The sequence below is a fragment of the Mycobacterium sp. genome (assembly GCF_032161845.1).
Lineage (GTDB): Bacteria > Actinomycetota > Actinomycetes > Mycobacteriales > Mycobacteriaceae > Mycobacterium.
Map to the genome: position 1 here is coordinate 1 of NZ_JAVRQA010000439.1, position 4,622 is coordinate 4,622.

Consider the following 4,622-nt stretch of genomic DNA (forward strand, 5'->3'; position numbering starts at 1 on the left):
GCCCGTTGCCCCAAAGATCAGCGAAACTGCAACACGGAGGATGAGCCATGCTTCGGGGAAAAGTAGTGATGATCACCGGCGCTGCCCGCGGGATCGGCGCCGCCATGGCGCGGCTGCTCCACCAGCGTGGTGCACGCCTAGTGCTCGTCGACATCGACGAGGCCGGCGTCCGCGCCCTCGCGGGCGAACTCGGCGACGATGTAGTCGTGTGTGCTAGCAGTGACGTCAACGACTTCGACGCGATGCGGCTCGCGGCCGAGACCGGCGTGACGCGATTCGGCGCGATCGACGTGGTGGTCGCCAACGCGGGCACCGAGCACTGGGCCCCTGTCCAAACAGTAGAACCCGAAGCCTTCCGGCGAGTGATCGAGACCAACTTGATTGGTGTCTTTCATACGGTCCGCGCCGCTCTGCCGTCGATCATCGACCAACAAGGCTACGTCTTGGTCGTTGCTTCGGTCTCGTCGTATACCGCTGTGCCCGGCATGGCGGCCTACGGTGCGAGCAAGGCCGGTGTCGAGCAATTCGCGAACGTACTACGGATCGAGCTCGCCCACCTCGGCGTCAGAGTCGGTTCAGCGCACATGTCGTTGGTCGATACCCCCATGCTGCGCGAAACAAAGTCCAGTTCAAAGGAATTCACGATGCTGCTGGCAGCGTTACCGAGACCACTGCATCGCACTGTCACAGCCGAAAAGTGCGCTGCGCGGCTCGTCAATGCGATCGAACATCGCAAGCGGCGTGTCGACGTACCGAGATGGGTCACCGCTGCGCACTGGCTCAAACCGGCACTATCGACCCCACTTGCGGATCGCACCCTGAGCGGGCAGGTTGCACGGATCGAGGCACTTTGATGCCGGATCTGATCCGCGCAGGCTGAAGGATGATCCGAGACAGGATGTAATCGACCTCGTTCGTCTAGAAACGAGAAACACTGTGGCCGATGACGGGTCCTTAGCTCGCCAGCGCCTCCGAACTCGGAGCGCGGCAGACTTGGCTTGGCGGACGCGGCGGCGAGGTCGTTACGCACCAATCCGATGAGGTGTGCTCGCCTGCTTAAACAGCCACGAAGTCCTGTCCACGGAGCCTCCGTAGGCCGGAAGCGGGATACCGCGGCTGCCGCGCCGGGGGATACGCGTTTCAGTGGGCGCGGTGCGCACTGGTTTAACCTCAACGACAACGGCTGCCCCGCGCGCGGGGCACCTCCTACGATCGCGATGAGGGGTGTCGATGACCGCCGCACCACCACCCCGAACTCCGTCGGAGGGCTTGCCGCCGGGCGGCGATCATGTGCGGGGATACAGCCAGCCGGCCCCGCAGCCGCCATGGGTGCTGCCCAAGGGTGCTTACACGCCGTGGTCGAGGAGGCTTTGGGCATCCCTGATTGACTGGATCCCAATCGTGGTGTTCGTGGCTGGTCCAGTCGTGTACTTGCTGGTGCAGCGATTTACCTGCGACGACTTCTTATATGACGTGGGACTCACAACCCGCAGCTACGAGTACTACTGCACCAGAAATAGCGTCCACGTCCGGATCGCTTTGATGTGCTGCGGGTTGTTGCTGGCAGCGGCCTACTTCCTGTGGAACCTGTGCTACCGACAAGGAAGAACCGGTCAAAGCATCGGCAAGTCGATGTTGAAGTTCAGGTGCGTCAGGGACTCGACGTGGGAGCCGATCGGGTTTGGGCGATCACTGGTCCGCCAAGCGGCCCACTATCTCGACTACACCTTCTTCTTCGTCGGCTTCCTTGTGCCGCTATGGGACCAGAAACGCCAGACATTCGCGGACAAGATCGTGGGCACCGTGTGCGTACCCGGTGACCAAACTCCCGCCTTACCAGGCACTGATTCCCGACCGGTTGCGTCGTCGGGTAGATCCGCAGTCGCGTCGTGGGCGGTGGCCGGTGTCGTCGTTCTGTTCGTGGGCGCGTGCGGCGCTGCTCTTATTTCTGGGAGCAGCGCTGGCTCATCAATCAGCACGACGGGACGCACGGGTGACATCGGCGAACCCGTGAGCGACGGGAATCTCCAGTTCGTGGTCGTCCGCTTCGGGAGGGCCAGCCTGCAGAGCGACCCGGCGGGGGAGTTCGTCGTCGCCGGGGTCGTGGTTACCAACACGGGCAGCCAGCCGCAACCCCTGACCGTTGGAGATCAGTACGTGGTCGATACAGCAGGACGCACGTACTCGGCCGCCGACATGGCGGTCTACCCGGGACCACTGCAGCAACCGGCGACGGTGCTGAACTTAAATTCCGGCTCCGTCAAGGTGGTCATTCGCTTCGAAATACCAAAGCAGACAAGATTAATTGCGGTCGAACTGCATGACGCCCCGTCCTCGGCTGGCGTCAGGATTCAGCTGCACTGAACCGAGCTGCCCGCGATGGCCTAGTGTGCTGAGTCGTTAATTTCGGTCTAGTCGTTGGATTCGGTCGTGCCTACTCCGCTGCGCTCGAGATGGTGCTGACCGCTGACAAACGTGTCGAGTTGGAAGGCTGGGCACGGCGACGGACGAGCGCGGATGGCCTGACCATGCGGGCGCGAATCGACGAGAAGACCCAGATCCAGGCGCTCAATCGCACCCAACCGGTGTTCCCGATGTTGCCCGGCACCCCGGAGCGATCCAGCCACGACTACGTCCGCCACGGCCCCTCCAGCCTTCACGCCGCCCTGGATCTGACGAGCGGAGGGTCATCGGATCGCTGCACGCCCGCCACCGCGCCACCGAGTTCTCGGCGTTTCTCCGCAAGATCGACGCCGAAGTACCCGCCGACCTCGACGTGCACCTCGTCTTGGACAACGTCTCCACCATAAGACACCTGCAGTGAAGCGTTGGCTCACAACACATCCGAGGTTCGTCTTGCACTTCACCCCACCGAGTTCATCGTGGCTCAACCCCGTCGAGCGCTGGTGCGCCCAACTGACCACCAAGAAAATGCGCTGCGGCACCCACACCTCGGTCCGCCAACTCACGTGCACCCGCCTGGCTGCGGAACGGCGCGGGCCAAATCAGGCACGACCATGTCGTGCACGATACGTCGCCGGGTGCTCAGCCGTACCTGGCGGCCAACCGCTTCCGGTGCGATGCGGGGGAGCCGTACAGCGAGCGGTTCAGCATCGCGCGCTTGAGGTAGACGTGAATGCCGCTCTCCCAGGTGTATCCGATGCCACCGTGCAACTGCATGGCCTTGCCGACGACGTCGACCGCCGTCGAACATGCGTAGGACTTGGCCATCGACGCCGCAACCCCGCCGGCTCCGGCATCGGCAGCGACCTCGCCGACGGCAGCGGTGACCAGTTGCCGGGCCACGGTCAGCTGCACCAGCATGTCCGCGCACGCATGTTTGACCGCTTGGAACGATGCGATGGGCCTGCCGAACTGGTGGCGGACGGACGCGTAGTCGACGGCCGCGGCGAGCATCGCCTCGCCGACCCCGAGGCTGTCGCAGGCGATGGCGACCGCAGCGCGATCGTGCAGGGCGCCGACGTCGGAAACGGGCCACGAGTCGACCGGCGGCGCGTCGTCGGCCGTCACGACGGCCAGCGCGCGCGTCTGATCGAGGACCGGTTGGGCGGTGATCTCGAGACCCGAAGCCTCGACGAGCACCAGACCGCTGGCGTCCTCGGCCAGCAGAAGGACGATGTCGGCGCCCTCGGCGTCCGGTACGAACTCGGCGCGCCCCGATAGGCCCCCGCCCGACAGCGTGAAGCCGGTGGCCACGGTGGCTGTCGCACCCGCCTCGATCCGTCTCAGCACGGCGTCCCGGGAGTCGTTGGGCGCCAACGCCGTCAACGCTCCCACCGCCAGGGTCGTGCCGAGGTAGCGGTTCGCGGTGGCCGCTCGGCCCATCTCCTCGAGCACGATGGCCGTCTCGACGAACGAGGCCCCGGTGCCGCCGAGCAACTCGGGGATCTCAAGCGCCACCCAGCCCGCGTCGACCACCTGAGGCCAAGTACCGCCCTTGGACAGCAGTTCCCGAGCGACCGAACGTAGTTCGTCGTGAAATTCGCGCAGATCCGACGTCACGAGCTCACCGGCTCGCGGGGAAGTCCGAGGCCACGTTCGCCGATGATGGTGCGCTGAATCTCGCTGGAACCGCCGGGAATCGTCCACTCCCACGATCCGATGAAGTCGAGCGCCCAGGCACCGGACTCCCAGCCGCTCGACATCGGCTTGGCGAGTACGGTGTGAGCCGCCAAGCCCGCAACGTCCGTGCCGAAGTCGGTCAGCCGTTGCAGCAGTTCGCTGTAGAACAGCTTGACGATGGAGGCATCGGCCGGTCCGACGGCGCCCGTGTCGTGACCCTCGACCACGTTGCGGCACAACCCTCGCAGGCCGGCGATCTCGATGTCGAACTGAGCCAACCGATCGGCGACCGCGCCGTCGTCGATCGGCCGTTGGCCGTCCGGTCGCGGCCGTCTGCATTCCTCGACGAGGCGGCGGAAACCCACGTTGCCGAGCCGCTCGGCGAGTTCGAGCATCGTCATGCCGCGCTCGGCGCCCAGAGTGGCTTGAGCCACCTGCCAGCCGGCGTTCTCGGCGCCGATCAGGTGATCGGCGGGGATGACGACGTCATTGAGGAACACCTCGCAGAAATGGGATTCGCCGATCGCGTTGCGGATCGG

Annotated in this window: 4 protein-coding genes and 1 pseudogene; 3 read left to right on the plus strand and 2 right to left on the minus strand. The window is 65.0% G+C overall.

Annotated elements, in window-relative coordinates; translation table 11 throughout:
• Positions 1-47 precede the first annotated feature (47 nt).
• The 3 genes and pseudogenes from QOD90_RS23985 to QOD90_RS23995 form a co-directional block, all read left to right on the plus strand.
• Positions 48-854 carry an SDR family NAD(P)-dependent oxidoreductase gene (locus tag QOD90_RS23985; protein ID WP_526353767.1) on the plus strand — a complete coding sequence of 269 codons (807 nt, stop codon included), beginning with the start codon at positions 48-50 and terminating at the stop codon, positions 852-854.
• 376 nt (positions 855-1,230) lie between these two features.
• Complete coding sequence (locus tag QOD90_RS23990) at positions 1,231-2,364, plus strand: Rv1078 family RDD domain-containing protein (RefSeq protein ID WP_526353769.1); 1,134 nt, start codon at positions 1,231-1,233, stop codon at positions 2,362-2,364.
• 176 nt (positions 2,365-2,540) lie between these two features.
• A pseudogene (locus QOD90_RS23995) lies at positions 2,541-2,967 on the plus strand (IS630 family transposase); the annotation flags it as partial.
• Positions 2,968-3,045: 78 nt separating this feature from the next.
• Here the strand turns inward: QOD90_RS23995 and QOD90_RS24000 are convergent.
• Together QOD90_RS24000 and QOD90_RS24005 are read right to left on the minus strand one after the other, a co-directional pair.
• Positions 3,046-4,023, minus strand: coding sequence for an acyl-CoA dehydrogenase family protein (locus tag QOD90_RS24000; protein WP_526353771.1), 978 nt, complete (start codon positions 4,021-4,023; stop codon positions 3,046-3,048).
• Positions 4,020-4,622: acyl-CoA dehydrogenase family protein (locus tag QOD90_RS24005; protein WP_526353772.1), on the minus strand; the 603-nt coding region annotated here is incomplete at its 5' end. The genes QOD90_RS24005 and QOD90_RS24000, both read right to left, overlap by 4 nt.